We start from the raw sequence: 26,016 nt of genomic DNA, 5'->3' as shown, positions 1-26,016 counted from the left end.
GGTACAGGGCCTGTGTGGGGTACAGAGCCTGTGTGCGGTACGGAGATGGGTGACACCGCGAGAAGACTCGCGTCTCGCTCAGCCGCGCTGCGGTACGACCGCCACCGGGCAGGCGGCATGGCACAGCGCCCCGTGCACCACCCGCCCGAGCGGGAGTCCGAAGTGGCCGTGACGACGCCCGGCCCCGATGACCAGCAGATCCGCCGCGGCGGCGCGGTGCACCAGCACCTTGTGCGCCGGGCCCTCGACGGTGGTCCGCCGCACCCTGACCTCCGGATGGTCGCCGGCCGCCGCGGCCAGTGCCTTGTCGATCAGCTCCGAGGCCTGCCGTTCGTGAGTGCTCCCGGGGTGTCCCGCGTCGGTCCGCTCGTGCGCCGGGCAGCGCCAGGCACGGACGGCTTTCAGCAGGCAGCCGCGGGCCTCGGCCTCCCGGAAGGCGAACCGGACCGCGTCCGCGCCCTTGCCCGGGTCTCCGACGCCGAGGAGGACCGACTGATGCGTGCCGGTCAGCCCGGCCGTATCGCCGCGTACCACGATCACCGGGCAGCGGGCCCGCGCCACGACCGCCAGCCCGACCGACCCCAGCAGCAGCCCGGTGATCTCCCCGCGCCCCCGCGAGCCCAGGACCAGCAGCGACGCGGTGTGGCCGGCGCGCAGCAGGGCGGTGACCGCGTCCTCGGGCGCCACCTCGGTGGTGACGTCGACGGCGGCGTCGCGGGCGCGGGCGCGTTCGGCGGCGGAGGCCACGACGGCCTCCACCAGTACCTCCTCGCGGGGGCGTTCCGGGGCCTGCTCGGGGGCCTCGCCCTCGAAGCGCTCCCATTCGGAGGCGTAGAGCACGCGCAGGGGAAGCCCGAGGAGCGCCGCCTCGTCCACCGCCCAGTCGAGCGCCCGGAGGCCGGAGTCCGATCCGTCGACGCCCACGACCAGGGGCCGTTCCATCGCCGCCACCGCCTTCCGCTCGCCGGCCCGGTCGCCTCGGTGGCCCGGTCGCCCGGTCCGGCCGGTGTCCCTCCATCGTCACCCCGTACCCCGGGGCACGCCAGGGCCGCCCGCCGCGTGCCGCGCCCCCGGCCCCCGGCCGTGGTGACATGGAAGGACACCGACGAAGGACGAAGGGAGCCGTGACCGATGCCGACCGCCGGCGGCCGCTCCTGGACCTGGTCGTACGAGGGGTACGACGCGGGTGCGGAACGGCTGCGGGAGGCGCTCTGCGCGCTGGGCAACGGCTACTTCTGCACCCGGGGCGCGGCGTCCGAGGTGCTGGCCGGCCCCGCGCACTATCCGGGCACCTACGCGGCCGGCTGCTACAACCGCCTGACGTCCACTGTGGCGGACCGCCCGGTGGACAACGAGGACCTGGTCAACCTGCCCAACTGGCTGCCGCTGCGCTACCGGATCCGCCCGGCCGACGCGCCCCCGGGGCCCTGGCTCTCCCCCGACCACCCGCAGCTGACGGAGCACCGGCAGGACCTGGACCTGCGGTACGGCACCCTGACCCGCCGGTCGGTCTACGAGGACGGGGCCGGGCGGCGGCTGACGGTCGAGCAGCGTCGTCTGGTGCACATGGGCGACCCCCATCTCGCCGCGCTGCGCACCGCGTTCACGGCGGAGGGCTGGGCGGGCACTGTGGAGGTGGAGGCGGGGATCGACGGCGCGGTCCGCAACACCGGAGTCGAGCGCTATCGCGGTCTGGCCGACCAGCACCTGCGGGGCTGGGAGACAGGTGCCGAGGGGCCGGACACGGTGTGGCTGAGCTGCCGCACCGTCGACTCGGACATCCGTGTCGCGCTGGCCGAGCGGCTGCGGGCCACCCCCGGGCGGGGCGTGCCGCCGCGGCCCCGGCTGACCGTGCTCCGGGCCTGCCACACGGTGCTGCTGCCAGTCACCGCGGGCTCCACCGTGACCGTCGACAAGACGGTGGCGCTGTACACCTCCCACGACCCGGCGATCGAGAGTCCCCGGCACGCCGCGGTGACCTGTGTGCTCCAGGCCCCGCACTTCCGGCAGCTGCTGGCCTCGCACCGCCGTGCCTGGGACAACCTGTGGCGGCAGGCCCGGCTGGAGGTGCCCGGAGAGGCGGGCCTGATCCTGCGGCTGCACCTCTTCCATGTGCTCCAGACCCTCTCCCCGCACACCGCGGAGCTGGATGTCGGGGTGCCGGCGCGGGGCCTGCACGGTGAGGCGTACCGCGGGCACGTCTTCTGGGACGAGCTGTTCGTGCTGCCGTTTCTGAACCTGCACTTTCCCGAGGTGTCCCGGGCGCTGCTCGACTACCGCCACCGGCGACTGCCCGCCGCCTGCCACGCGGCGCGGGAGGCGGGCCGGGCGGGGGCGATGTACCCGTGGCAGAGCGCCGGTGACGGCCGCGAGGAGACCCAGCAGCTCCATCTCAACCCCCGGTCCGGCCGCTGGCTGCCCGACCACTCGCGCCGTCAGCACCATGTGGGTTCGGCGATCGCCTACAACATCTGGCAGTACGGCCAGGCCAGCGGGGATACCGAGTTCCTGCACGGCAAGGGTGCCGAAATGCTGCTCCAGATCGCACGGTTCTGGGCCTCCGTCGCGGTCTGGGACCCCGGGCTGGGCCGGTACCGGATCCGTGGTGTGGTCGGTCCCGACGAGTACCACGACGGCTATCCCGGGGCCGCCGGGCCCGGGGTGGACGACAACGCGTACACCAATGTCACCGCGGCCTGGGTGCTGATACGCGCCCTCGAGCTCTGCCGGACCCTCCCCGAGGCCCACCGGCGGCAGCTCTTCGAGCAGATCCAGCTCACCCCGGACGAGCCGGAGCGCTGGGACGATATCGCCCGGCTGCTCCATGTGCCCTTCCACCAGGGCGTGATCAGCCAGTTCACCGGCTATGCGGACCTGGCGGAATTCGACTGGGCGGGCTACCGCCGGCGCTACGGGGACATCCGGCGGCTGGACCGGATCCTGGAGGCCGAGGGCGACACCGTCAACCGCTATCAGGCCTCCAAGCAGGCCGATGTCCTGATGCTCGGTTACCTCTTCTCCCCCACGGAGCTCGCCTCGGTCTTCCGCCGGCTCGGCTACGCCCTCGACGACGACACCTGGCGCGCCACCGTCGACTACTACCTCCGGCGCACCAGCCACGGCTCCACCCTCAGCGCCCTGGTCCACGCCTGGGTGCTGGCCCGGGTGCACCGCCCGGACGCCTGGACGTACTGCGAGGAGGCGCTCACCGGCGATGTCGCCGACCTGCACGGCGGCAGTACCGCGGAGGGCATCCACCTCGGCGCGATGGCCGGCACCCTGGATCTGGTGCAACGTGGCCTGACCGGCCTGGAGACCCGCGAAGGGGCCCTCTGGCTCGACCCGGTACCGCTCCCCCAGCTCTCCACGTTCGACGTCCGCATCCGCTACCGCCACCACTGGGACATCGATCTGCGGATCCGCGGGGAACAGGTGCGGATCGCGGTACCGGAGTCCCAGCAGGCGGCGGTGCGGGTGCGGCTGCGGGAGCGGTCGTTCAGCGTCGCGCCGGGGACGGCCCGGCGGCTCGATCTGCCGGACGGCTGACCGGCGTCGAGCCTGGGGCCTGACCCGTCGAACAGGACCTAGCGTGGGGGGATGAACGCAACGGGCGCGGCCGGTGGGCCGCCGGGCAGGGAAGAGGACAGCGACTTCCCGGCCCGCACCGCGCCCCGCTGCGGAGGGCTCGCCGAGCTGGACGCGCGGGTGGCCCGCTGCCGGGCCTGCCCTCGGCTGGTGGCCTGGCGCGAGCACATCGGGGCCCACCCCCGCGCGGCGTTCCGGGACTGGGAGTACTGGGCGCGTCCGGTCCCGGGGTTCGGGCCACCGGACGCGGCGCTGGCCGTCGTCGGGCTGGCGCCGGCCGCGCACGGCGGCAACCGGACGGGCCGGATGTTCACCGGGGACGCTTCCGGGGACTTCCTGTTCGCCGCGCTCCACGCGGTGGGTCTCGCCTCCCAGCCCACCGCGAGACACCGCGGTGACGGGCTGGAGCTGTACGGCGTGCGGGTCACCGCGGCGGTGCACTGCGCCCCGCCGGAGAACAAGCCGACGCCCGCCGAGAGGCGGACCTGCCGCCCCTGGCTGGCGGCGGAGGTGGCACTGCTCGGCCCCGGGCTGCGGGCGGTCGTGGCGCTGGGCGCGTTCGCCTGGCACGCACTGCTGCCCGTACTCGGGGAGGCCGGCTGGCCGCTCCCCCGCCCCCGCCCCGCGTTCGGACATGGCGTGGAACTGCCCCTCCCCGCTGCGGGCCGGCGCCAGGGCCTGTACGTCCTGGGGAGCTACCACCCCAGCCAGCGCAACACCTTCACCGGCCTGCTCACCCCGGAGATGCTCAAGGACCTGCTCACCCGCGCCGCCGTCCGCGCGGGGCTGACGGCGTGACGCCGGCCGGCCGGCGTGACCCGCGCCGTGCTCGGCGCGGCGGCCTCGGGCAACGCGCTCGGCCCGCCCTCGGACGACCTGCTCAGGACGTCCCGTACACCGGCAGGGGCGGCCGCGCCGACGCGAGCAGCGTGCGTACCGTCTCGCCCGCTTCGGCCGGGGTCCAGCGGCCGCCCTTGTCCGCGGTGGGTCCGGGGCGCCAGCCCTCCATCACGGTGATCCGGCCCGCCTCGGCCTCGAAGACCCGGCCGGTGACGCCGTCGCCGGCGGCGGAGGAGAGCCAGACGACCAGCGGGGAGACGTTCTCGGGGGCCATGGCGTCGAACCCGCCGTCGGCGGGGGCCGCCATCGTCCCGGCGAAGGTCCGCTCGGTCATCCGGGTGCGGGCGGCGGGGGCGATGGCGTTGATCTGCACGCCGTAGCGGGCGAGTTCGGCGGCGGCGACGAGCGTGAGGGCGAGGATTCCGGCCTTGGCGGCGGAGTAGTTGCCCTGCCCCACACTGCCGTGCAGACCGGCGCCCGAACTGGTGTGGACGACCCGGGCGCGCGGCGTCCGGCCGGCCTTGGCCTCGGTCCGCCAGTACGCGGCGGCGTACTTGAGCGGGAGGAAGTGGCCCTTGAGGTGGACGCCGACGACCGCGTCCCAGTCGTCCTCGTCGAGGTTGACCAGCATCCGGTCGCGCAGGAATCCGGCGTTGCTGACGAGGGTGTCGAGGCGGCCGTAGGTGTCCAGGGCGGTGGCGAGGAGCGAGGCGGCGCCGTCGGGGGTGGTGATGTCCGCGGTGTGCGGGACGGCCTGGCCGCCGCGGGCGCGGATCTCGTCGACGACCCGCTGGGCGGGACCGGGCGAGATGCCGGCGCCGGCCGTGGAGACGCCCAGGTCGTTGACCACGACCCGGGCGCCTTCGGCGGCGAGGGCCAGGGCGTGGGCGCGGCCGAGGCCACGGCCGGCGCCGGTGACGGCGGCGACCCGGCCCGCGCAGATTCCCGTCGGCATGTCAGTTCCCTGTCCCTTCGGTCGTGGCGGCGGGGGGTGTGCGCCGGCCGAATGTGCCCTGGTTGACGGTCGCGGCGTCGAGGAACGCGGGGCGTTCGCCGCCGCCGTGCACCAGCAGGCTGGCCCCGGTGAGGTATCCGGCGCGGTCCGAGGCGAGGAAGACGGCCGCCTCGCCGATGTCGGCGGGCTCGGCCAGCCGGCCCAGCGGAACGGTGCGGGCGACGGCGGCGATGCCCTTCTCGTCCCCGTAGTGCAGGGCGGACCGTTCGGTCCGGACCACGCCGACGACCAGCGTGTTCACCCGTACGTCGGGCGCCCACTCGACCGCCATGGAGCGCGCCAGCTGCTCCAGACCGGCCTTCGCCGCGCCGTAGGCGGCCGTCCCGGGTGACGGGCGGGTGCCGCTGACGCTGCCGATCATCACCACCGAGCCGTGTGCGGCGCGGAGGTGCGGGTACGCGGCGAGGGTGGCGGTGAGCGGCGCGGTGAGGTTGAGGTCGATGACCCGGCGGTGCCGTTCGGCGGGCACCTCGCCGAGGAGGCGGTAGGGCGTACCGCCGGCGTTGTTGACCAGGACGTCGAGCCGCCCGTACGTCTCGGCGAGGGCGGTGAAGAAGTCCTGTACGGCATCCGGGTCCCGGAGGTCCAGCGGGCTGAACTCGGCCTCTCTTCCGCCGGCTTCGAGGGGCATGTCCGGTGGCCTGCGGGCACAGACGACGACATGGGCGCAGCCCGCCGCCAGCAGCGAGCGGGTGATGCCCGCGCCGACGCCCCGGGTTCCGCCCGTGACGACCGCGACCCTCCCGTCGAGTTCCATTCGGTGCTACCTTCCCGGCCTAACAAACGTTTGGTGGAAAGGTAGCTGATCCGCTGATGGGTGTCTCCACCGCGCGCCCCGAGAAGGGCGTCTCCGTCCTCACCGTCGACTTCCCACCGGTCAACGCCCTGCCGGTACAGGGCTGGTACGACCTCGCCGACGCCGTGCGGACCGCGGGCCGCGACCCGGAGACCCGTTGCGTGGTGCTGACCGCCGCCGGGCCGGGCTTCAACGCGGGCGTCGACATCAAGGAGCTGCGGCGGGACACCGGACACGCGGCGCTGCTCGGCGCCAACCGCGGCTGCGCCGAGGCGTTCGCCGCGGTCTACGACTGCGAGGTACCGGTCGTGGCGGCGGTCGGCGGCCACTGCCTGGGCGGCGGTATCGGGCTGGCCGGTAACGCCGACGCGATCGTCGCCTCCGAGGACGCCACCTTCGGCCTGCCGGAACTGGACCGGGGCGCACTGGGCGCGGCCACCCACCTCGCCAGACTGGTGCCCCAGCATCTGATGCGGGCGCTGTACTACACCTCGCGTACCGTCACCGCCGCCGAACTGCGGGCGCACGGCTCCGTCTGGAATGTCGTACCGCGCGCCGAACTCCATGATGCCGCAGTGGAGTTGGCGCGAGAGATCGCGGCGAAGGACGGCACACTGATCCGGCTGGCCAAGGCCGCGATCAACGGTATCGACCCGGTCGACGTCCGCCGCAGCTACCGCTTCGAACAGGGCTTCACCTTCGAGGCCGACCTCAGCGGAGTCGCCCGCCGGATCCGTGACGTGTTCGGCGCCGAGCACCGCCAGGAGGCCGGGCAGCCATGACCGACAAGACCATGACGCCCGACGATGTCGTCTCCCGTCTCCGCAGCGGGATGACCCTCGGCATCGGCGGCTGGGGCTCCCGGCGCAAACCGATGGCGCTGGTACGGGCGCTGCTGCGGTCCGAGGTCACCGATCTGACCGTGGTCTCGTACGGCGGGCCGGATGTCGGCCTGCTCGCCGCCGCCGGAAGGATCCGCCGGCTGATCGCGCCGTTCGCGACGCTCGACTCGATCCCCCTGGAGCCGCAGTTCCGCGCGGCCCGGGAGCGGGGCGCGTTCGCGCTGACCGAGATCGACGAGGCGATGTTCATGTGGGGACTGCACGCCGCCGCCCACCGGCTCCCCTTCCTGCCGGTCCGTGCGGGCCTCGGCTCCGATGTGATGCGGGTCAACCCGGCGCTGCGTACGGTCACTTCACCGTACGACGACGGTGAGACCTTCGTCGCGATGCCCGCGCTGCGGATGGACGCGGCCCTGGTCCACCTCAACCGCGCCGACCGGCTCGGCAACGGCCAGTACCTGGGCCCGGATCCGTACTTCGACGACCTGTTCTGCGAAGCCGCGGACGCCGCGTACGTCTCCTGCGAACGGCTCGTCGACACCGGCGGTTTCGCGACCGCGGTGCCACAGACCCTGCTGGTCAAGCGGCACGCGGTCACCGGTGTCGTCGAGACGCCGCACGGCGCGCACTTCACCTCCTGCGCGCCGGACCACGGCCGCGACGAGCCCTTCCAGAAGCTGTACGCGACCACGCCCTGGCCCGAGTTCGCGGAGCGCTTCCTGTCGGGCACCGACGAGGAGGCCTATCAGTCCGCCGTCCGGGCCTGGCACGAGGAGGCCCGATGACCACCAGCCGCGCCGAGTACTGCGTGGTCGCCTGCGCCGACGCCTGGCGCGGCAACGGGGAGGTACTCGCCAGCCCCATGGGCCTGATCCCCTCGGTGGGCGCCCGGCTCGCCCAACGGACCTTCGCGCCGGATCTGCTGCTGACCGACGGCGAGGCGACGCTCGTCGGCGCCGACGGCACGCCGGAGGGCTGGCTTCCCTACCGCCGGCATCTGGCCATGGTGACCGGTGGCCGGCGGCATGTGATGATGGGCGCCGCTCAGCTCGACCGGTTCGGCAACCAGAACATCTCCTGCGTCGGCGACTGGCAGCGGCCCGCCCGCCAGCTCCTGGGGGTGCGCGGCGCCCCCGTCAACACCCTCAACCATCCGGTGAGTTACTGGATTCCCCGGCACTCCCCGCGGGTCTTCGTGGCCCGGGTCGACATGGTCTGCGGGGTCGGGTACGACAGCGCGGCCGCCGCCGGCCCGTCCGCGACACGGTTCCACCGCATCCCGCGGGTGGTCAGCGATCTGGGCGTCTTCGACTTCGCCACACCGGACCGCTCGATGCGGCTGGCGTCCCTGCACCCGGGGGTCACGGTCGGCGAGGTCACCGCGGCGACCGGGTTCCCCCTGGCGGTCCCGGACGACGTGCCGTACACCCGGGAACCCACCCCCGCCGAACTCCGGCTGATCCGCGAGGTCATCGACCCGGAGGGGCTGCGCGCACGCGAGGTCGCGGGCTGATGGCGACGGCGCCGATGGAGACGGCCCTCACCCGGCTCGTCGGGGTGCGGTATCCGCTCGTACAGACCGGTATGGGGTGGGTGGCGGGGCCCCGGCTGGTCTCGGCCGCCGCGAACGCGGGCGCACTGGGGATCCTCGCCTCGGCCACCATGACCGTCGGCCGGCTGCGCGCAGCGGTCCGCGAGGTCGCCTCCCGTACGGACGCGCCGTTCGGCGTCAACCTGCGGGCGGACGCGGGCGATGCGGCCGAGCGGGTGCGCGTCATCGTGGACGAGGGCGTACGGGTCGCCTCCTTCGCCCTGGCCCCGTCCCGTGCGCTGATCGCCCGGCTGAAGGACGCCGGCGTCGTCGTCATCCCGTCCGTCGGCGCCCGCCGGCACGCCGAGAAGGTCGCGGCCTGGGGCGCCGACGCGGTCATCGTCCAGGGCGGCGAAGGCGGCGGCCATACCGGGAGCGTCGCCACGAGCGTGCTGCTCCCCCAGGTCGTCGACGCCGTCGGCATCCCGGTGATCGCCGCGGGCGGCTTCTTCGACGGCCGGGGCCTGGTCGCCGCCCTCGCGTACGGCGCGGCCGGGATCGCCATGGGCACCCGTTTCCTGCTGACATCGGACAGCACCGTGCCCCGGGCGGTCCTGGCCCGCTATCTGGCCGCGGCCGTCCACGACGTCACCGTCACCACCGCGGTGGACGGGCTGCCGCACCGGATGCTGCGCACGGACTTCGTCGACTCCCTCGAGCGGGCCGGCCGCGCCGCGGCCCTGGTGCGGGCGGTCCGCGCGGCGGCGGGCTTCCGGAGACTGTCCGGTGCGACCTGGCGCGGGATGATCCGCGACGGTCTCGCCCTGCGGCACGGCCGGGATATGACGTGGGGTCAGGTACTGCTCGCCGCGAACACCCCGATGCTGCTGAGGTCGGCGATGGTGGACGGCCGTACGGATCTCGGCGTGATGGCGTCCGGGCAGGTCGCCGGGGTGATCGACGACCTGCCGTGCTGCGCGGAGCTGGTGGAACGGATCATGCGGGAGGCGGCGGAGGTACGCGAGCGGCTCACCGCCGTTCGATGACGCGGCTCACAGCCGCTCGATGATGCGGCCCACGGTCGCGCGGTGACGCGGCTCACAGCCTTTCGATGATGGTGACGTTGGCCTGACCGCCGCCCTCGCACATGGTCTGCAGGCCGAACCGGCCGCCCGTGCGCTCCAGTTCGTGGAGCAGGGTCGTCATCAGCCGTACGCCGGTCGCGCCGAGCGGATGGCCGAGCGCGATGGCGCCGCCGTTGACATTGACCCGTTCCGGGTCGGCACCGGTCTCGGCGAGCCAGGCCAGGACGACGGGCGCGAACGCCTCGTTGATCTCGACCAGATCGATGTCGTCCATCGTCATGCCCGCCTTCTTCAGCGCGTACGCCGTCGCGGGGATCGGTGCAGTCAGCATCCGGATCGGGTCCTCCCCGCGCACCGACAGGTGGTGGATACGGGCGCGCGGGGTCAGCCCGTGCGCGGCCACCGCCCGCCCGGAGGCGAGCAGCATCGCCGCCGCGCCGTCGGAGACCTGCGAGGAGACCGCCGCGGTCAGCCGACCGCCCGGGATGACGGACGGCAGGGCGGCCATCTTCGCCAGGGAGGTGGTGCGGCGCGGGCCCTCGTCGACGGTGACGTCCCCGTACGGCGCGGTCTCCCGGTCGAAGCGGCCCTCGTCGATGGCGCGGACGGCCCGCTGGTGGGAGCGGAGCGCGAACTCCTCCATCTCCGTACGCGAGATGCGCCAGGTGTCGGCGATCAGCTCGGCGCCGTGGAACTGGCTGACGGGCGCCTCGCCGTAGCGGGCCCGCCAGCCGCCGGAGCCGGCGAACGGGCCCTCGGTCAGGCCCAGCGGCTCGGTGGCCCGGCGGCCGGCGAAGGCGATCGGGATCTGCGACATGTTCTGTACGCCGCCGGCGACGACCAGGTCCTGGGTGCCGGAGAGCACGGCCTGGGCCGCGAAGTGGACGGCCTGCTGGGAGGATCCGCACTGGCGGTCGACGGTGACGCCGGGGACCTCCTCGGGCAGCCCGGCGGCCAGCCAGCACGTACGGGCGATGTCCCCGGCCTGCGGTCCGACCGCGTCCAGGCAGCCGAAGACCACGTCCTCGACGGCGGCCGGGTCGACACCGGTGCGCGCCATCAGGGCGGTCAGCACATGGGCGCCCAGATCGGCGGGGTGGACGGCGGAGAGGCCACCGCCCTTCTTGCCGACCGGGGTACGGACCGCGTCGACGACATAGGCCTCGGACATGCTGCTCTCCTTGGTGAGATTCTGCGAAGGTGCCGGCCGGTTCCGCAAGGCCCTTGAGTGGTGGTGGCCGCGCGGTGCGCCTCAGGGGTGGTGCGGGTGCCCCGGGGATGGCGCAGGTGTCTCAGGCGTGCTGTGCGCTGACCGACACCGTTTCGCCGGTCATGTACGAGGCGTAGTCGCCGGCCAGGAAGACGATGACGTTGGCGACCTCCCAGGGTTCGGCCCAGCGGCCGAAAGCCTCCCGCGCGGTGAGCTCCGCCAGCAGCCCGGGGGTGGTGGCCTTCACCAGGTGCGGGTGCATGGCGAGGCTGGGCGCGACCGCGTTGATCCGTACGCCGTAGGCGGCCGCCTCCATGGCGGCGCAGCGGGTCAGCGCCATCACCCCGGCCTTGGCGGCGGCGTAGTGCGCCTGGCCGCGCTGGGCGCGCCAGCCGAGGACGGAGGCGTTGTTGACGACGACGCCGCCGCTGCCGGTGCGTCGCATCCGGCGCAGGGCGGCCCGGGTGCAGCGGAACGTGCCGTTCAGGGTGGTGTCGAGGACCGCGGTCCACTGCGCGTCGGTCATCTCGACCAGGTCGGCGGTGCCGCCCAGCCCGGCGTTGTTGACGACGATGTCGAGGCGGCCGTGGCGCTCCTCGGCCAGGTCCAGCAGGGCGCCCACCTGGCCCTCGTCGGTGACGTCGCAGGGCAGGGCGGCCACCGCGTCGGCGCCGAACTCCTCGGCCAGCGCCGCGGCGTGCTCCTTCAGCCGCCGGGCATGGGCGTCGCCGATGACGATCCGGGCGCCCTCCTCCAGGAAGCGGCGGGCGGTGGCGCCGCCGATGCCCGCGCCGGCGGCCGCGGTGATGACGGCGGTACGGCCGGTGAGCAGATCGTGGCCGGGCACGTAGGGGGGCGGTGTCATACGCGGACCTCCTCGGCCTCGACGCCGCTCGCGGCCGTACGTTAACCTACCAAACACTTGTTAGGGAAGGAGGGGAGGGATGATGCCCGCTGCCCACGAGGACGAGAACCCGGTGCGCCGTCCCGGCCACGCGCCCGGCGCAACCGACGCGCCCGTGCGCCATCCCGGCCAGGCTCCCGGCGCAACCGACGCGCCCGTGCGCTACAGCCTCCAAGGCCCGGTCGCGACCGTCACCATGAACCGCCCGGAGTACCGCAACGCACAGAACTCCGCGATGACCTACGCCCTCGACCGCGCCTTCTACCGCGCCGCGGACGACGACGAGGTCAAGGTGGTGGTACTCGCCGGCGAGGGCCGGCACTTCTCCGCGGGCCACGACATCGGCTCCCCCGGGCGCGATGCCCACCTCCCCTTCGACCGCGCCGCGGGGCTGTGGTGGGACCACTCGGACAAGGCGGGCGCCGAGCAGCGCTACGCCCGCGAGTCGGAGGTCTACCTCGGCATGTGCCGCCGCTGGCGGGAACTGCCCAAACCGGTGATCGCCGCGGTCCAGGGGGCGTGTGTGGCGGGCGGTCTGATGCTCGCCTGGATCTGCGATCTGATCGTCGCCGCCGAGGACGCCTTCTTCGCCGACCCGGTGGTACGGATGGGCATCCCGGGTGTGGAGTACTTCGCCCACCCGTGGGTGATGCCCCCGCGTATCGCCAAGGAGTTCCTCTACACGGGCGACCGGATGTCCGCCCGCCGGGCGTACGAGCTGGGGATGGTCAACCGGGTCGTCCCGCAGCATGAACTGGCATACCAGACCGGGGAGTTGGCGCTTCGGATCGCGGCGATGCCACGGCTCGGGCTGGCGCTGACCAAGCGCGCCGTCAACCAGGCCGAGGACCTTCAGGGCCTGCACCCCGGACTGGACTCGGCGTTCGCCCTGCACCACCTCGCGCACGCGCACAACGCCGAGACCGCCACCGACCCGCTGGGCGGGATGGACCTCGATGCGATGCGGCGGTCCTCCGGGGCGGCGACCCGGCGGCCCTCCGGGGGAGAGCCGGCGAATCCGCGTGCGGCGGAGGCCTGATGGACCTCGCCTTCACCGCCGCGGAGGACGCCTTCCGGGCCGAGGCCCGGGCCTGGCTCACCGCGCACGTCCCCGCCGCCCCGCTGCCGTCCCTGGAGACCGCCGAGGGGTTCGCCGCCCACCGGGAGTGGGAGCACCGGCTCGCCGCGGACCGCTGGTCGGTGGTCTCCTGGCCCGAGGAGTACGGCGGCCGCGGCGCCTCACTGCTGGAGTGGCTGGTCTTCGAGGAGGAGTACCACGCCGCGGGCGCGCCCGGCCGGGTCGGCCAGAACGGCATCAGCCTCCTCGCCCCCACCCTCTTCGAGTACGGCACCGACGAGCAACGCGCCCGCGTCCTCGGCCCCATGGCGCGGGGTGAGGTGATCTGGGCACAGGCGTGGTCGGAGCCGGAGGCCGGCTCGGATCTGGCGGCACTGCGCTCCACCGCCGTACGCACCGACGGCGGCTGGCGGCTGAGCGGGCAGAAGACCTGGTCGTCCCGCGCCGCCTTCGCCGACCGCGCGTTCGGCCCGTTCCGCAGCGAACCGGGTACCGGCCGGCCGCACCAGGGGCTGACGTATCTGATGTTCCCGCTGCGCGCGCCGGGCGTGACGGTACGGCCCATCGGCCGCCTGGACGGGAAACCGGCCTTCGCCGAACTGTTCCTGGACGGGGTGTTCGTACCCGACGCGGATGTCATCGGTGAGCCGGGGCAGGGCTGGCGGGTGGCGATGAGCACGGCCGGCCGGGAACGCGGCCTGACGCTGCGCAGCCCGGGCCGTTTCATGGCGGCCGCCGGGCGGCTGGCCGCGCTGTGGCGGGCGGCCCCCGGAGCGGCCGGTCCGGCGCTCCGCGGCCGGGTGGCCGACGCCCTGATCGGCGCCCGCGCCTACCAGCTCTTCGGCTACGCGCAGGCCTCCCGGCCGGCCGACGGGGCCTCCCCCGGCGCCGAGTCGAGCCTGACCAAGGTCTTCTGGTCCGAGCTGGACCTCGCCCTGCACGAGACCGCGCTGGACCTGCTCGGCCCGTACGGCATGCTCACCGACGCCGCCGAGGAGGCGCCGGCGCACGGGAGTTGGGCCGAGGGCTACACCTTCTCCCTCGCCGGGCCGATCTACGCCGGCACCAATGAGATCCAGCGGAACATCATCGCGGAGCGGCTGCTGGGCCTGCCGAAGGGGGCGCGGGGACGATGACCGGGCCGGGGGTCCGGGGGTTGCCCCCGGGACAGCACAGTATCGCGGAACGGCTGCTGGGTCTGCCGAAGGAGGCGCGGGGACGATGACCGGGCCGGGGGTCCGGGGGTTGCCCCCGGGACAGCACAGGGTCGCCGAGCGGTTGCTCGGGCTGCCGAAGGGACGCCGCTGATGCGCTTCCTCCTCACCGCCGAGCAGCGGGAGTTCGGCCGTGTGCTGGACGGCATGCTGGGGTCGTCCGGCGCTCCGGCGGTGGTACGCGCCTGGGCCGCCGGGGAGCACGGGCCCGGGCGGGAGCTGTGGGCGCGGATCGCGGCGGCAGGGGTGTTCGGGCTCGCCGTGCCGGAACGGTATGGCGGCGTGGGACCGCTTCCGGTCGAACTGACCGTCTCCTTCGGCGTGTTGGGACGTCATGCGGTGCCGGGTCCGCTGGTGGAGACGGTGGCCGCGGCCGCGTTCCTGGACCGGCTCGGGGAGCGTGACGCGGCCGGGGAGTGGCTGCCGCGGATCGCCTCCGGCGACGCCATGGTCAGCCTGTGCGTCGGGGCACCGTTCGCCCTGGACGCGGATGCCGCCGACGCCGTCCTGGTCGTCCGGGGCGACACCGTGCGCCGTACGGACACGCAGGGCCCGGTGCAGCCCTGCCTCGATCCGGCCCGGCGACTGTCCCGTCCGCTCGGCGGCACGGTCCTCGCCCGGGGCCCGGAGGTGGCCGAGGCCGCCGCCCACGCCGTCGACGTCGCGCGGCTGGCCACCGCGGCGCAGTGCCTCGGCCTCGGCCGCGCTCTCCTGGCGGCGACCGTCTCGTACGTCCGGCGGCGCACCCAGTTCGGCGTGGCGATCGGCTCGTTCCAGGCGGTCAAACACCGGCTGGCGGACACCCTCATCGCGCTGGAGTTCGCCCAGCCGCTGGTGTACGCGGCGGCGCTGGCGGTGGCGGCGGACGCTCCCTCGGCCACGGGCGAGGTGGCGGCGGCGAAGGCCGCGGCGGGTGAAGCGGGGTATACCGCGGCCCGTACGGCGCTACAGCTGCACGGCGCCCTCGGCTACACGGAGGAACCGGACCTCTCCCTGTGGATCCGCAAGGCCCGCCCCCTGCGGGACGCCTGGGGCACACCGGCCGAGTGCCGGGACCGGGTGCTGGAGCACTTCTGACGGGGCGCGGTGCGGACCCCCGGCCGCTGGGCGCGGTACGGACCTCCGATCGCTGGGTGCGGTGCGGACCTCCGGCCGCTGGCCAATAGTGGAGAGGTGAGGTCGCAGCTGGGAGCTTCCCCACGGCGGACGGCCGACGGACCCGTCGGGTCGGTGCCCCTCCGCGCCGGGCTGCGCCGGCTGCGCTATCTGCGGGAGCACGGCCGGCACGCGCTGCACACACAGCGGCCGGTGGTCGGCACGGCGGTCCGTGTGACGGTCGCCGCCTGTACCGCCTTCTACCTCTGCCGCTACGGGCTCGGCCTGACCGTGATGTCCCTGTACGCCACCTTCACCGTGGTCGCGCTGGGCGCGCTCGCCCGGATCCCCGGCTCCGGGCGCCAGCGCGCCGAGACCCTGCTCACCGCGGTCCCCGCCGGCCTGGCGCTCGTCGGCCTGGGCACTCTGCTCGCGGTCCGGACCTGGGCGGCCGTCCTCGGCATGCTGGTCGTCGGCTTCCTGGTCGCGTACGCCGGCACCACCGGGCCGCGGGTCGCCGCCGCGGCACCGGGGATGCAGCTGCTCTACATCCTGCCGTGCTTCCCGCCGTACGCCCCGGACACCCTGGCGCAACGGCTGGCGGGCTATCTGCTGGGCACCGTCCTGCTCGTGCTGGCCCAGCGCTTCGTCCTGCCGGAACCGGCCACCCCACCGTTCCGCCGGCTGCTGGCCGAGGCCGCCGACGCGGCGGCGGACCTCGCCGAGCACCGCGGCGGCCCCGCACCGGGTCCCGCGCTCGCCCGGGCGGACGCGGCCGCGGAGGCGCTGCGCCCGGACCGGGTACCCCCGGCCGATATGCCCGCCGCCCCCACACTCGCCAACAAGGCACTGGTCCATACCGCCGAGGCCGTCCGTACCCTGCTGGCCAGGCTGGCCGCCGTGCACACCACGGCCGGGGCGTACCGCGCCTTCCGCCCGCAGACCGCCGCCCTGCTGCGGACCGTCGGCGCCACCGCGCGCGAGACGGCCCGGGCGCTGCGGGAGAACGAACGGCGGTGGGTCCGCGTGGGCGCACTGCCACCGCGCCGGGCGCGGCTGCGGCCCGGTATGGGGCGGCCGTCCGCGACGGCCCTCCAGAACGAGCTGGCCCCGGCCCGTACCCGCCGGGCCCTGGAGGCCCTGGACCGCCTGAGCGCCGACGAACAGCTGGCCCGTCTGCGCCGCCGGTCGCTGGTGGTACAGGCCGCCGACGCCGCCGTGACCCTCGTGCTGGCCACCCGGCTGTTGCTCGGCGACCGCAGCGTCGACCGGAACCCGGGCGGGCACTCCTTCACCTACGCGCGGGCCCGCGCCACCGAGCTGTGGCGGCAGCGGCTGGCCACGCACCTCACCCCCCGCTCGGTGATCTTCCAGAACGCCTGCCGGTTCGCGCTCGGGCTGGCCGCGGCCCGGGCCGTCGCCGGAGTCCTCAATCTTCAGCACGGCTTCTGGGTGCTGCTGGCGACGCTCACCCTGATCCGGACGACGAGCCTGGAGACCCGTACCGCGGTCCGCCAGGCGCTCATCGGAACGCTGCTCGGCGCGGGGCTGGCCGCTGGCCTGCTGGCGGCGGTCCACGACCGTCCGGTGGTGTACGCGGTGGTGCTGCCGCCGCTGATGCTGGTGGCCTTCCTCGTCGGGCCGCTGCGCGGGCTGGCCTGGGCGCAGGGCGGCTTCACCCTGGTCGTCGCCCTGCTCTTCGCACAGGTCTCGCCGGTCACCTGGCTGCTCGCGCCGGTCCGGGTGGAGGATGTGCTGATCGGCAGCGTCATCGGTCTGGTCTGCGGTCTGGTGGCCTGGCCGCGCGGCGCCGGGCGCGAGGTCCGCAGGAGCATGGCGGACCTGTGCGCGGCCGTCGCGGACGCCATCGGGTGGACCACCACGCGGATCGTCGACCGCACCACGGCCGGTGTCCCGGCGGCGGGCGGCAGCGCCGCCGGTATCGCCGCGATCAACCGCGCGCTGATCCTCGCGCAGGAGAGCCTGGCCCAGTTCGAGAGCGAACCGAGGACCGAGCCGGACCGGCAGCCGGACTGGCTGGCCGTGGTGGTCGCCGGGGCGGACGCACGGCGCGGCGAACGGATGCTGCCCGGCCGGCCCGGCCGGATCGACCGGCGGGAGGTCGGCTCCTGGCTGCGGCAGGCCTCCGGCACCACGGCGGCCGCCTACCGGGACCTCTCCCGCCGCCTCCGCACCGACCACGGTGCCCCACCACCACCGCTCGGCGCTCCCCCAGCGCTGGACATCCACGCCCTGCTGGCCGTCGTCCCGCACATCCCGCAGGACGTCCCCGACCAGGACGCCCGCGCGGTCTCCGCCGCGCTCCTCGTCGACTCGGTCATCTGGCTCGACGCGCTCACCGCCGACCTCGCCCGGATCCACCGCGAGCTGTGAGCCGCGCCGCCGGGCCCGCGGCGGCCCGCCCGGGTGCGGATGGCTCCGCGGGAACCGATCCTGAAGCAGTGGAGTGGCGACCGGCCCCGACGAGGCAGCATGTCGCGGTACCGCCGTGGCAGCGGAACGGACACACATGAGCAATGGATCCGTGGGTCCGGAGGGTTACGGCCCGGACCCGTTCAGTGAATTCCTCGCGCGCTTCTTCGGCGGCGCGGTGCCGTCCGGGAGCGGCGAGGGCGGGCAGTCACTGCCCCGGCACGCGGACATCGCGCGCCTGATGAGCGGGCCCGCCCGGGACCTGGTGACCTCCGCAGCCGCCTACGCCGCCGAGCACGGCAGCCCCGAGCTGGGTACCGAGCACCTGCTGCGGGCCGCGCTGAGCGCCGAGCCGACCCGGACCCTGCTCCGGCAGGCCGGGGCGGACCCCGACGCGCTGGCGGCCGAGATCGACCGCAGCGCCGGCAGCGGCCCCAAGCAGTCCAGCGTCGCGGTGACCCCGGCGGTCAAACGGGCCCTGCTGGGCGCGCACGATCTGGCGCGGGACAACGGGTCCTCGTACATCGGCCCGGAGCATGTGCTCGACGCGCTGGCGGCGAACCCGGACTCGGCGGCGGGGCGGATCCTGGGCCTCGCCCACTTCGAGCCGCACGCCGCCACCCCGCAGGGCGGACACGGGCCGCAGCACGGCCCCGGCGAGCACGGCGCCCCGCCCAAGCACGACACCCCCACCCTCGACAAGTTCAGCCGCGATCTGACCGACCTGGCCCGGGCGGGCCGGATCGACCCGGTGATCGGCCGCGACGAGCAGATCGAGCAGACCATCGAGGTGCTCTCCCGCCGGGGGAAGAACAACCCGGTGCTGGTCGGTGACGCGGGCGTCGGCAAGACGGCGATCGTGGAGGGGCTGGCGCAGCGGCTCGCCGACGGGGAGGTCCCGGACACCCTGGCGGGGCGCCGGGTGGTCGCCCTGGACCTGACTGCGGTCCTCGCGGGCACCCGCTACCGCGGGGACTTCGAGGAGCGGATGAACGGGATCATGGAGGAGGTCCGCGCCCACCCCGACTCGCTGATCATCTTCATCGACGAGCTGCACACGGTCGTCGGGGCCGGCGGCGGCACCGGGGAGGGCGGCGCCCTGGACACGAGCAACATGCTCAAACCCGCCCTGGCCCGCGGGGAGTTGCATGTCATCGGCGCCACAACGCTGGAGGAGTACCGGCGGTACATCGAGAAGGACGCCGCCCTCGCCCGCCGCTTCCAGCCGATCCTGGTGCCCGAGCCGACCGTCGCCGACACCGTGGAGATCCTGCGCGGCCTCCAGGACCGCTACGAGGCGCACCACCAGGTCCGCTACACGCCCGAGGCGCTGCTGGCCGCCGTCGAGCTGTCGGACCGCTACATCACCCACCGCTTCCTGCCCGACAAGGCCATCGACCTGATCGACCAGGCGGGCGCCCGGGTCCGGCTCCGTTCCGGCGCCAAGACCACCGACGTACGGGCGCTGGAGCGTGAGGTGGCACAGCTGGCCGTGGACAAGGACCAGGCGGTCGCGTCGGAGCAGTACGAACGGGCCACCGAGCTGCGGGACCGGATCAACGAGCTGACCGCGCGGATCGACGCGGCCCAGGGCTCCCGGCCGCGCGGCGACGGCACGATCGTGAAGGTCACCGCGGAGGACGTCGCGGAGATCGTGTCGCGGCAGACAGGGGTGCCGGTCAGCAGCCTGACCCAGGAGGAGAAGGAGCGGCTGCTGGGGCTGGCGGACCGGCTGCACGACCGGGTGATCGGCCAGGACGACGCGGTCACCGCGGTCTCCGAGGCGATTCTCCGCTCACGGGCCGGCCTGTCCGACCCCAGTCGCCCGATCGGCAGCTTCCTCTTCCTCGGCCCCACCGGCGTGGGCAAGACGGAGCTGGCCCGGGCGCTCGCCGAGGCGCTGTTCGGCAGTGAGGACCGCATGGTGCGGCTGGACATGAGCGAGTTCCAGGAGCGGCACACCGTCAGCCGGCTGGTGGGCGCGCCGCCCGGATACATCGGCCATGAGGACGCCGGCCAGCTGACCGAGGCGGTGCGGCGCCACCCGTACTCGCTGCTGCTGCTCGACGAGGTGGAGAAGGCCCACCCGGACGTGTTCAACATGCTGTTGCAGGTGCTCGACGACGGGCATCTGACCGACTCCCAGGGCCGTACCGTCGACTTCAAGAACACCGTCATCGTGATGACCAGCAACCTGGGCTCCGAGGCGCTCAGCGGCGGCCGCGGGGTGCTGGGCTTCGGCTCGGACATGGCGGGGGCGGAGGGCGGCGACGGGGCGCGGGAGCGGGCGCTGGCGAGCCTGCGCGAGCACTTCCGTCCGGAGTTCCTCAACCGGCTCGACGAGATCATCGTCTTCCGCCGGCTCACGGACCAGCAGCTGCGCCAGATCACCGGTCTGCTGCTGGAGGGGACCCGCCGCCGGCTGCACGCCCAGGACATCTCCGTGGAGTTCACACCGGAGGCCGTGGACTGGCTCACCCACCGCGGCCACCAGCCCGAGTACGGGGCGCGGCCGCTGCGGCGCACCATTCAGCGGGAGGTGGACAACGCGCTCTCGCGGCTGCTGCTCGACGGGGCGCTGTCGTCCGGGGACGTGGTGCGGGTGGAGGTGAAGGACGACGAGCTGGCGTTCCGCACCAGCGTGAAGCACTAGCCGACGGGCAGCGGCGGTAGCCGGAGGGCCGCGGCAGACGGGCAGACGGGAGCCGGCAGACGGGAGAGGCCGGATGGAGTCGCCGGATCCGCGCCGGACGGCGCGCGGTCGCCATGAGACGCCGGAGGAGCGCGCGGACCGGCGGTGGGTCGAGCTGCTGCAGGAGGTGCGGGTCATCCAGACCGGGGTGCAGATCCTCTTCGGGTTCCTGCTCACCGTGGTCTTCACCCCGCGCTTCGCGACGCTGGGGGAGGCCGACGTGACCATCTACGTGGTGACGGTGCTGCTGGGCGCGGCGACCACCGGGGCGCTGATCGGCACGGTGACCTTCCACCGGCTGGTCGCCGGCCACCGGCTGAAGCCGGAGACGGTGACCTGGGCCTCGCGGCTGGCCCTGACCGGGATCGTCCTGCTGTTGTTGACCGTCACCTCGGCGCTGCTGCTGATCCTCCGGATCGCGTGGGGCGGTCCGGCCGTCCCCTGGCTCGTCGCGGGGCTGGTCGCCTGGTTCATCGTCTGCTGGTTCGCCCTGCCGGCCTGGGTGCTGCACCGGTACTCGTCCAGGGATTAGGGCGTGTCCGATGGGCCCGATGGGTTCCGACGGGGCAGGGCCCACGGCGCTTCCGGCGGGTCTCCGGGGGCCGATGCCGGGGGCATGATGGTCACGGGGAGGGACGGCGAGGGAAGGCGCGCGGTTCCGGCCGCTCGGCAGCGCTGGGAGGTCTCCCATGACGGACGGCATCTGGGGATTCCAGGACACCGCGGGCCACCGTGCCGGGACCGATCTCACCGGCTTCTCGGTCGAGGCGATCGACGGCACCGTCGGGACGGTCGACCAGCACTCCGACGAGGCGGGAGCCGCGTATCTGGTCGTCGACACCGGTGCGTGGATCTTCGGCAGGCACGTCCTGCTGCCGGCCGGTGTCATCTCGTCGATCGACTTCGACCGGAGCGTGATCTACCTCGCCCGGACGAAGAAGGACATCGCGGATGCCCCGGAGTTCGACCGGGGGAAGCACCTCGGCGACGACGCGTACTACCGGCGGCTCGCCGGGCATTACGGGGCTCCGCACAGCTGACCTGACGAAGGGCGCGGGCCGGGCCCCCGTTCAGGGTCCCGGCCCGCGCCCTTGGCTGACGGTTCCGCGCCGGCGGCTCACAGTCCCGCCGGGACGGGCCCTACCCGGCGCGTGCGACTGAGCAGCGCCGCACCGGCGAGTCCGGCGGTGACGATCGCCAGGGCCACCGCCACCATCTCGGGCCACATACCGGTGTCGCCCAGGCCGCTTCCCAGGGGCGTGAGGACGCCGGCCCGGGACAGCGCGTGCACGGCGACGATGACCATGGCCGCGGCGGCGCTCACCGTCCAGACCAGGGCGGTGTCGCGCATCGCCAGCCAGCCCGACAGCAGCAGGTAGACCACGGCGATGGCCATGGAGAGCGCGACGGCCGCCTGGGCGCCGTGCACGGGCGAGGTGTTCACCGGCAGGTGGCTCACCCCGCACAGCGCCAGGGCCCCCGCGGCGGGCCAGCGCAGTACGGACCGCAGCACGCCGGGGACGGCGTAGCCGGGCTGCCGGGGCTCCTCGTGCGCGCTGGGCCACGGCGGGGCGCCCTGGCCGTGCTGCGGGTGCGGGCCGGCGGGGTGGCCGGCCCAGGGCGGCCGGCCGGGTGGTTGCGGCATCGCGGTCTCGTGGTGCCCGGTGGGGGCCGGGTGGGCGGTGTTCCCCAGGGGGCGGACGTCGGGGTCGAGGACGTGCATGGCCGCGGTGGGCTCCGGTTCCGGAGGGCCGCCGCCGGGGCTCCCGGGGCCCGGAGGGAAGGGGGCGGACATGTCGAACGGGCCGGCGGTGCCGAAGCCGTGGCCGTCGTCCTCCCGCGGCCAGTCGAACAGCTCGATGAGCTGCGCGACCTCCTCGACGGACCGGTCCACGGCCGCGGCACGCAGCGCGTCACGGCTGGACTCCACCGCGTTCGGATCGGCCCGCAGCAGGTCGAACAGCACCGCGACGTCGCTCACCGGACGGGAGAGCACCGCCAGGCGGAGGGCTTCGTCACCCGGATTGGGAACGTCGCCGCTGCGCTTGAGCAGTTCCACGAGCGCGGCGACTTCCTCCAAGGGCCGATGGGTGACGGCCTCCCAGAGAAGGGTGCGGGACGAATTCTTCTCGGATGGGAGGGGCGGAATACGCTCGCCGTGTGCTGTCGATGACAGTTCGGCGTCGCCCCCACAAAGTGCTGGTTCGGATGTCATGGAGGACTCCACTGAACGAGGGGAGCGTCAAACGCCAGAGGCTCTGACACTCAGCGGACGTGATCTGCTTGCTTCAGCCAACGTCCCTTTCCGCCGCCCTCGCCATTCAGGAAGGCCATCCGGTGGAGACACGCCGGTACGCCCGGGCGTGCCGCGCTCGGCGCCTTTCTACGATCGGGCTTCGTGAGGTCTTTTCGAAGTGCCGAAGGCGGCCGGGCCTGATTCGCTGGTAGAGGCAGCTCCCTGAGCAGCTCTGCCGCCACCGTGCGAGGACAGTTCACGAGGACCCATCACGAGGACCGATCGCGAGGACCGACCATGAGTGCATCCGGAGAAGTACGCGCACGAATCCAGCAGATGCGTGACAAGGCCCAGGAATTGAAGGCAGCCGCGGAACGTACCAACGATCCGGAGGAGCGGAAGCGGCTCCAGGAAAAGGCTCGCAGGCTGCAGTCCCAGAGTGAGCAGGAAAGCATGCTGCGGGGCGGGGACATCTACCCCTCGGAGTGAAGGAACAGCAGGTGCGGACGGGACGCGGCCGGTGGCCGCGCCCCGTCCCCGTGTGCCGGATTCCCGGTTCCGGGCGCCGTCAGACCGTGAACGGCTGCTGCGCCAGGAATTCCTCTCCGGGCTGTCCGGTCACATAGAAGTTGGGGCTCTGGTAGGGCGGCATCCGCCGCAGGATCTCGCCGTGGAAGCGGCGGTAGTCGCCACGGAATGCCCCGTCGCGCCAGACCTCCAGCAGGGTCCCGGTGAAGAGTCCGTTGGTGTCGCCGTCGGAGGACAGCTGATTGTCCTGGCAGCCGGAGATGAGCAGAGCGTCGGCGGGGCGCCCCTGGCTCTTCGATGCCGCGAGGTCGCGCTGGAGTTCCTGGTAGAACTCCTTGTCGCGCTGGTAGATCTCGTCCTGTTTGTAGACCGGCATGAGCCGGGCGGTCCGTGTGGTCTGCTGGGGCAGTTCGATGGCGGTGCCGCTGTGGCAGGAGTCGAGAAAGGCGAGGATGCGGACGCCCTGGGCGAAGCGGCCGAATTCCCGGTTGAGCTCGTCGTCGATGAATTCGCGGTCGTAGAACACCAGGGTTTCGTCGCGCCGGTCCGGCTCATTGTCACCTCCCACGGTGTTCGGGACCTGGCCGCCGTGGCCGGAGTAGGTGAACAGCAGGATGTCGCCGGGCTCGAGGGTTCCGGCCGCCTCGCGCAGCGCGCCGGTGACGTTGGCGACGGTGCTGTCGGCGGTGAGCAGGGTCGTCGGCTCGAAGCCGGCCGCGGCGGCCAGCCGCGCCATGTCGTGGGCGTCGTTCTCACAGGCGACGAGCTGGCCGTCCCAGCCGCCATACCTGGTGGGATCGACCTGGTTGAGTCCGAGGTGGAGGGAGAGGCCGGTGGGCATGCGGGCTCCTTGACAACGGCGGGACGACGGGAGGTGCCTGCATGCGTTCCATGATGTGCCGGTCCGGGAACCCGGCGGCCCGCCCAACCGCCTGAACGGTCGCCCCGCCCGCCGTGCCCGTGCGGCCTCGACGCGCCCGGCTGTTCGAGTGGCTTCACGGTGCGCACCGATCAGCGGCACATGCCACCGGGAATCGCTCTTCACATGATCCCATCAGATTCCCAGGCGGCGGGTGGGGTGACGTCCGGGGCCGGGTTCCGGGGTTCCCTCGCCGGCCGCGCGGGCTACGACGAGCACTTCCTCGGCGTCCAGGTGCCGCTCCCGAAGCCGAGCGTCCCCGACCTGGAGACGGTGCTCCTGCCATACACCCACTTCACCGTCGTGTTCCGCCCGGACCGGCGGATGGCGGCGGCCACCGGCGTCTGCATCGACGGCGGGCAGCTGGTGAACCTCCCGCGGGAGGACGACTGGCAGTTCGATCCGCGGGTGCCCGAGAGCCGGCAGGCCGGCAACGAGATCTACCGCGCCAACTCCCTCGACAAAGGACACCTGGTACGGCGGCTCGACCCCGTATGGGGCGAAGCCGCGGAGGCGAAACAGGCCGACGCCGACACCTTCCACTACACCAACGCCGCCCCGCAGGCCGACGTGTTCAACCAGGGCAAGGAGCTCTGGCAGGGGCTGGAGAACTACCTCCTCGACCACGCCGCCGCGTTCGACCGCAAGCTGGCCGTCCTCACCGGTCCCGTACTGCACGACTCGGACCCGCCCTACCGGGGCGTCCAGGTACCGCTGCGGTTCTGGAAGGTGGCGGCGTTCGTCCAGGACGGCGCGCTGGCGGCGACGGCGTACGTACTCGACCAGAGCCCGGATCTGACGCGGGACGCCGACCGGGCGCTGGCCGGCGCCACACCGGGGGCGCCGCCCCCGCTCGGCGCCTTCCGGACGTTCCAGGTGCCGGTCTCGGACGTCGTCGAGCTCACCTTGCTGGACCTGGGGCCGCTGCCGGACGTCGATCTGATGCCGGTCACCCGCGCCCCCAGGGAGCGCTGGAAGCGGCTCCAGTCGCCCGACGACATCGTGCTGCGGCGCGGCTGAGGGCGGAGGGAAGCGCCATGCCCCCTGCGGTCGTCTACGTCCACGGCAACGGCAACAAGGTCCGCCGCGAGCTGCTCAAGTCCCAGTGGGACACCGCGCTGTTCGGCAGGGACATGGCCGGGGCCTCCCGGATGGCGTACTGGGCGCCGCTGCGGTATCCCGAGCCGCTCCCCGACTTCTGGGCGGATCCGCTGGACGGCGGGCCGGAGCCGGCCGAGGAGCCGGCGGCCGCCACCGGGCCCGGGGCTCCCCCGTCGGACCGGGCCGCGCTCGAAGCGCCCGAGGAGTTCGTGGCGCGCACCCTCGACGAGGCGCGGCGGGAGGCGGCGGACGCCGGGCTGGAGGGCCGGGCGGGCCAGGACGGGAGCGCGCTGGCCGGCTGGCTGCGGGACATGACGTACCTCGCGGACCCCCTGGCTCATGCCGGGGAGCGCGAGGAGCCGTCCGCCGAGCTGCCGCTGGAGGCGCTGCCGCTGCCCCAGGCCGGTCGTACGGCGGTGTTCCGGCGGCTGGTCCGGCACACCTTCAAGGACGTCCACGCGTACTTCTTCGGCGGGGCGGGTCCGGCGATGCGCGAGGTGGTGCGGGAGGCACTGGGCGGACCGGCCGACGGTCCGCTCGTGGTGATCGGGCACAGCCTGGGCTCGGTGATCGCGTACGAGGTGCTCAGGGAGCTGGGGCGCGAAGTGGAGCTGCTGGTGACCGTGGGCTCACCGCTGGCGATCACCGAGGTACAGGACCAGCTGGTCCACCCGCCGGCCGTCCCGGCGGGCGTGGCGGCCTGGCGCAACGCCTCGGACCTGCGGGACCTGGTCGCCCTCGACCACACCCTGCGGCCCGAGTACGCACCGCCGGAGCGGGTCACCGATCTGCTGGTCACCAACGACAGCGGCAACCACCACGGCATCCGCGAGTACCTGTCCCAGCCCCAGGTCAGGGAGCCGGTGCACCAGTTGTTCGGCCATCTCACGCACGGTCCCGGGTAGGTGCGGT

Annotated in this window: 23 protein-coding genes; 16 read left to right on the top strand and 7 right to left on the bottom strand. The window is 73.8% G+C overall.

Features of this window, described 5'->3' with window-relative positions:
- Window positions 1–78 precede the first annotated feature (78 nt).
- Window positions 79–942, bottom strand: a complete 864-nt coding sequence (locus ACFY12_RS09645) for a universal stress protein (RefSeq protein ID WP_390715217.1) — start codon at window positions 940–942, stop codon at window positions 79–81.
- A 189-nt stretch (window positions 943–1,131) separates the two neighbouring features.
- Here ACFY12_RS09645 and ACFY12_RS09640 point away from each other — a divergent pair, with 189 nt between their 5' ends.
- Window positions 1,132–3,546: a glycoside hydrolase family 65 protein gene (locus ACFY12_RS09640; protein WP_390715216.1), complete on the top strand. Its 2,415-nt coding sequence runs from the start codon at window positions 1,132–1,134 to the stop codon at window positions 3,544–3,546.
- A 51-nt stretch (window positions 3,547–3,597) separates the two neighbouring features.
- Entirely contained in the window at window positions 3,598–4,383 is a 786-nt protein-coding gene (locus tag ACFY12_RS09635) for a uracil-DNA glycosylase (RefSeq protein WP_390715215.1), read from the top strand.
- Window positions 4,384–4,465: 82 nt separating this feature from the next.
- On the opposite strand, the gene ACFY12_RS09630 is transcribed toward ACFY12_RS09635, so the two are convergent.
- Window positions 4,466–5,380 (bottom strand): SDR family oxidoreductase, encoded by a 915-nt coding sequence (locus ACFY12_RS09630; protein ID WP_390715214.1) that lies wholly within the window; start codon window positions 5,378–5,380, stop codon window positions 4,466–4,468.
- Between the two features lies 1 nt (window position 5,381).
- Complete coding sequence (locus tag ACFY12_RS09625) at window positions 5,382–6,197, bottom strand: SDR family oxidoreductase (protein WP_390715213.1); 816 nt, start codon at window positions 6,195–6,197, stop codon at window positions 5,382–5,384.
- Between the two features lie 56 nt (window positions 6,198–6,253).
- Here ACFY12_RS09625 and ACFY12_RS09620 point away from each other — a divergent pair, with 56 nt between their 5' ends.
- Genes ACFY12_RS09620 through ACFY12_RS09605 form a run of 4 tightly spaced genes read left to right on the top strand, consistent with a single transcriptional unit; the run spans window position 6,254 to window position 9,655 of the window.
- Window positions 6,254–7,018 carry an enoyl-CoA hydratase family protein gene (locus ACFY12_RS09620; protein WP_390715212.1) on the top strand — a complete coding sequence of 255 codons (765 nt, stop codon included), beginning with the start codon at window positions 6,254–6,256 and terminating at the stop codon, window positions 7,016–7,018.
- Window positions 7,015–7,863 (top strand): CoA transferase subunit A, encoded by an 849-nt coding sequence (locus ACFY12_RS09615; protein ID WP_390715211.1) that lies wholly within the window; start codon window positions 7,015–7,017, stop codon window positions 7,861–7,863. Before ACFY12_RS09620 ends, ACFY12_RS09615 begins: the two co-directional genes overlap by 4 nt.
- Window positions 7,860–8,591 carry a CoA-transferase subunit beta gene (locus tag ACFY12_RS09610; RefSeq protein ID WP_390715210.1) on the top strand — a complete coding sequence of 244 codons (732 nt, stop codon included), beginning with the start codon at window positions 7,860–7,862 and terminating at the stop codon, window positions 8,589–8,591. The genes ACFY12_RS09615 and ACFY12_RS09610 overlap by 4 nt, the downstream gene beginning before the upstream one ends.
- Before the next feature lie 14 nt (window positions 8,592–8,605).
- A complete protein-coding gene (locus ACFY12_RS09605) occupies window positions 8,606–9,655 on the top strand; it encodes an NAD(P)H-dependent flavin oxidoreductase (protein WP_390715689.1) in 1,050 nt (349 codons plus the stop codon).
- A 52-nt stretch (window positions 9,656–9,707) separates the two neighbouring features.
- Here the strand turns inward: ACFY12_RS09605 and ACFY12_RS09600 are convergent, their stop codons facing one another.
- Window positions 9,708–10,865, bottom strand: coding sequence for an acetyl-CoA C-acetyltransferase (locus ACFY12_RS09600; RefSeq protein ID WP_390715209.1), 1,158 nt, complete (start codon window positions 10,863–10,865; stop codon window positions 9,708–9,710).
- Between the two features lie 121 nt (window positions 10,866–10,986).
- Complete coding sequence (locus tag ACFY12_RS09595) at window positions 10,987–11,769, bottom strand: SDR family oxidoreductase (RefSeq protein ID WP_390715208.1); 783 nt, start codon at window positions 11,767–11,769, stop codon at window positions 10,987–10,989.
- A 79-nt stretch (window positions 11,770–11,848) separates the two neighbouring features.
- Between ACFY12_RS09595 and ACFY12_RS09590 the strand changes: the two genes are divergently transcribed.
- From ACFY12_RS09590 to ACFY12_RS09560, 7 genes are all read left to right on the top strand, one after another.
- Window positions 11,849–12,847 (top strand): enoyl-CoA hydratase, encoded by a 999-nt coding sequence (locus ACFY12_RS09590; RefSeq protein ID WP_390715207.1) that lies wholly within the window; start codon window positions 11,849–11,851, stop codon window positions 12,845–12,847.
- A complete protein-coding gene (locus ACFY12_RS09585) occupies window positions 12,847–14,022 on the top strand; it encodes an acyl-CoA dehydrogenase family protein (protein ID WP_390715206.1) in 1,176 nt (391 codons plus the stop codon). Before ACFY12_RS09590 ends, ACFY12_RS09585 begins: the two co-directional genes overlap by 1 nt.
- Before the next feature lie 171 nt (window positions 14,023–14,193).
- Entirely contained in the window at window positions 14,194–15,177 is a 984-nt protein-coding gene (locus ACFY12_RS09580) for an acyl-CoA dehydrogenase family protein (protein ID WP_390715205.1), read from the top strand.
- 96 nt (window positions 15,178–15,273) lie between these two features.
- Entirely contained in the window at window positions 15,274–17,589 is a 2,316-nt protein-coding gene (locus ACFY12_RS09575; RefSeq protein WP_390715204.1) for an FUSC family protein, read from the top strand.
- Between the two features lie 136 nt (window positions 17,590–17,725).
- Window positions 17,726–20,281 (top strand): ATP-dependent Clp protease ATP-binding subunit, encoded by a 2,556-nt coding sequence (locus ACFY12_RS09570; RefSeq protein WP_390715203.1) that lies wholly within the window; start codon window positions 17,726–17,728, stop codon window positions 20,279–20,281.
- A 73-nt stretch (window positions 20,282–20,354) separates the two neighbouring features.
- Window positions 20,355–20,852: a DUF6328 family protein gene (locus ACFY12_RS09565; protein ID WP_390715202.1), complete on the top strand. Its 498-nt coding sequence runs from the start codon at window positions 20,355–20,357 to the stop codon at window positions 20,850–20,852.
- Window positions 20,853–21,009: 157 nt separating this feature from the next.
- Entirely contained in the window at window positions 21,010–21,360 is a 351-nt protein-coding gene (locus ACFY12_RS09560) for a PRC-barrel domain containing protein (protein WP_390715201.1), read from the top strand.
- A gap of 77 nt (window positions 21,361–21,437) precedes the next feature.
- Here the strand turns inward: ACFY12_RS09560 and ACFY12_RS09555 are convergent, their stop codons facing one another.
- Complete coding sequence (locus ACFY12_RS09555; RefSeq protein WP_390715200.1) at window positions 21,438–22,400, bottom strand: hypothetical protein; 963 nt, start codon at window positions 22,398–22,400, stop codon at window positions 21,438–21,440.
- A 453-nt stretch (window positions 22,401–22,853) separates the two neighbouring features.
- Here ACFY12_RS09555 and ACFY12_RS09550 point away from each other — a divergent pair, with 453 nt between their 5' ends.
- A complete protein-coding gene (locus ACFY12_RS09550; RefSeq protein ID WP_390715199.1) occupies window positions 22,854–23,045 on the top strand; it encodes a DUF6381 family protein in 192 nt (63 codons plus the stop codon).
- Window positions 23,046–23,124: 79 nt separating this feature from the next.
- Here the strand turns inward: ACFY12_RS09550 and ACFY12_RS09545 are convergent, their stop codons facing one another.
- A complete protein-coding gene (locus tag ACFY12_RS09545; protein ID WP_390715198.1) occupies window positions 23,125–23,925 on the bottom strand; it encodes a caspase family protein in 801 nt (266 codons plus the stop codon).
- Between the two features lie 204 nt (window positions 23,926–24,129).
- Between ACFY12_RS09545 and ACFY12_RS09540 the strand changes: the two genes are divergently transcribed.
- Window positions 24,130–25,023, top strand: a complete 894-nt coding sequence (locus tag ACFY12_RS09540; RefSeq protein WP_390715197.1) for a DNA/RNA non-specific endonuclease — start codon at window positions 24,130–24,132, stop codon at window positions 25,021–25,023.
- A 17-nt stretch (window positions 25,024–25,040) separates the two neighbouring features.
- On the top strand, window positions 25,041–26,009 hold the full coding sequence (locus ACFY12_RS09535; protein WP_390715196.1) for a hypothetical protein: 969 nt from the start codon (window positions 25,041–25,043) through the stop codon (window positions 26,007–26,009).
- Window positions 26,010–26,016: the final 7 nt, after the last annotated feature.

The organism is Streptomyces sp. NPDC001339 (genome assembly GCF_042895955.1).
In the GTDB taxonomy this organism is placed as follows: domain Bacteria; phylum Actinomycetota; class Actinomycetes; order Streptomycetales; family Streptomycetaceae; genus Streptomyces.
The sequence above is the reverse complement of the archived record's forward strand: the minus strand, read 5'-3'. Positions and strand labels throughout refer to the sequence as shown.

Excerpts from the sequence above, each read along its gene's own strand:
- ACFY12_RS09645 (WP_390715217.1), bottom strand. The coding sequence starts at position 942 with ATGGAACGGCCCCTGGTCGTGGGCGTCGACGGATCGGACTCCGGCCTC.
- ACFY12_RS09630 (WP_390715214.1), bottom strand. The coding sequence starts at position 5,380 with ATGCCGACGGGAATCTGCGCGGGCCGGGTCGCCGCCGTCACCGGCGCC.
- ACFY12_RS09585 (WP_390715206.1), top strand. The coding sequence starts at position 12,847 with ATGGACCTCGCCTTCACCGCCGCGGAGGACGCCTTCCGGGCCGAGGCC.
- ACFY12_RS09570 (WP_390715203.1), top strand. The coding sequence starts at position 17,726 with ATGAGCAATGGATCCGTGGGTCCGGAGGGTTACGGCCCGGACCCGTTC.
- ACFY12_RS09565 (WP_390715202.1), top strand. The coding sequence starts at position 20,355 with ATGGAGTCGCCGGATCCGCGCCGGACGGCGCGCGGTCGCCATGAGACG.
- ACFY12_RS09610 (WP_390715210.1), top strand. The coding sequence starts at position 7,860 with ATGACCACCAGCCGCGCCGAGTACTGCGTGGTCGCCTGCGCCGACGCC.
- ACFY12_RS09580 (WP_390715205.1), top strand. The coding sequence starts at position 14,194 with ATGCGCTTCCTCCTCACCGCCGAGCAGCGGGAGTTCGGCCGTGTGCTG.
- ACFY12_RS09605 (WP_390715689.1), top strand. The coding sequence starts at position 8,606 with ATGGAGACGGCCCTCACCCGGCTCGTCGGGGTGCGGTATCCGCTCGTA.
- ACFY12_RS09550 (WP_390715199.1), top strand. The coding sequence starts at position 22,854 with ATGAGTGCATCCGGAGAAGTACGCGCACGAATCCAGCAGATGCGTGAC.
- ACFY12_RS09545 (WP_390715198.1), bottom strand. The coding sequence starts at position 23,925 with ATGCCCACCGGCCTCTCCCTCCACCTCGGACTCAACCAGGTCGATCCC.
- ACFY12_RS09595 (WP_390715208.1), bottom strand. The coding sequence starts at position 11,769 with ATGACACCGCCCCCCTACGTGCCCGGCCACGATCTGCTCACCGGCCGT.
- ACFY12_RS09600 (WP_390715209.1), bottom strand. The coding sequence starts at position 10,865 with ATGTCCGAGGCCTATGTCGTCGACGCGGTCCGTACCCCGGTCGGCAAG.
- ACFY12_RS09560 (WP_390715201.1), top strand. The coding sequence starts at position 21,010 with ATGACGGACGGCATCTGGGGATTCCAGGACACCGCGGGCCACCGTGCC.
- ACFY12_RS09535 (WP_390715196.1), top strand. The coding sequence starts at position 25,041 with ATGCCCCCTGCGGTCGTCTACGTCCACGGCAACGGCAACAAGGTCCGC.
- ACFY12_RS09615 (WP_390715211.1), top strand. The coding sequence starts at position 7,015 with ATGACCGACAAGACCATGACGCCCGACGATGTCGTCTCCCGTCTCCGC.
- ACFY12_RS09590 (WP_390715207.1), top strand. The coding sequence starts at position 11,849 with ATGATGCCCGCTGCCCACGAGGACGAGAACCCGGTGCGCCGTCCCGGC.
- ACFY12_RS09625 (WP_390715213.1), bottom strand. The coding sequence starts at position 6,197 with ATGGAACTCGACGGGAGGGTCGCGGTCGTCACGGGCGGAACCCGGGGC.
- ACFY12_RS09640 (WP_390715216.1), top strand. The coding sequence starts at position 1,132 with ATGCCGACCGCCGGCGGCCGCTCCTGGACCTGGTCGTACGAGGGGTAC.
- ACFY12_RS09620 (WP_390715212.1), top strand. The coding sequence starts at position 6,254 with ATGGGTGTCTCCACCGCGCGCCCCGAGAAGGGCGTCTCCGTCCTCACC.
- ACFY12_RS09540 (WP_390715197.1), top strand. The coding sequence starts at position 24,130 with ATGATCCCATCAGATTCCCAGGCGGCGGGTGGGGTGACGTCCGGGGCC.
- ACFY12_RS09635 (WP_390715215.1), top strand. The coding sequence starts at position 3,598 with ATGAACGCAACGGGCGCGGCCGGTGGGCCGCCGGGCAGGGAAGAGGAC.